Below are 422 nucleotides of genomic sequence, written 5' to 3'. Positions count from 1 at the left end.
CGTACGCAGTGCCTCGTCGAGCTTGTCCTGTGCTTCCGCAGCTTCGCCGATCTTCCCGATCTGCGGTCCGAGAGCGAGTGCGTAGGCGCCGGCAGCCACGGCCCCCGCCCCGAACTGGGCAGCGACCGCAGCCGCACTGCTCGCCAGGCCTGCGGCCGCCGGGATCGCCGCAGGCAGTAGCGAAATGAGGTTCGCCTTGACGGACTCGCCGAGCTTGCTGGTCGCGTCCGACAGATCAGCCATGCGGTGCCGGACCTGGCCGGTGGCGTCGTCGACCAGGCGCTGCGCCTCGGCCAGAGACAGGAACCGGCCCTGCAGGTCACGGAGTCGGCCGTCCGCGTCCGTCGTGATGCCGGCCAGACGCAGCCGGAGCCGGTCCGCCGAGTCAGCGGTGCCGTTCATCACCCGGCTCAGCTCATCGC

The 422-nt window shown here is 71.1% G+C and carries 1 protein-coding gene; it reads right to left on the bottom strand.

Annotated features, from left to right (window positions below):
* Positions 1-402 (bottom strand): hypothetical protein (locus tag LPA54_RS39950; protein WP_228985313.1); only part of this gene is annotated, 402 nt, incomplete at its 3' end.
* Between the last annotated feature and the right edge of the window lie 20 nt (positions 403-422).

Source organism: Streptomyces sp. DH12, from assembly GCF_020873895.1.
In the GTDB taxonomy this organism is placed as follows: Bacteria; Actinomycetota; Actinomycetes; order Streptomycetales; family Streptomycetaceae; genus Streptomyces.
Note: the sequence above shows the minus strand (reverse complement) of the source record. Positions and strands in the feature narration are given on the sequence as shown.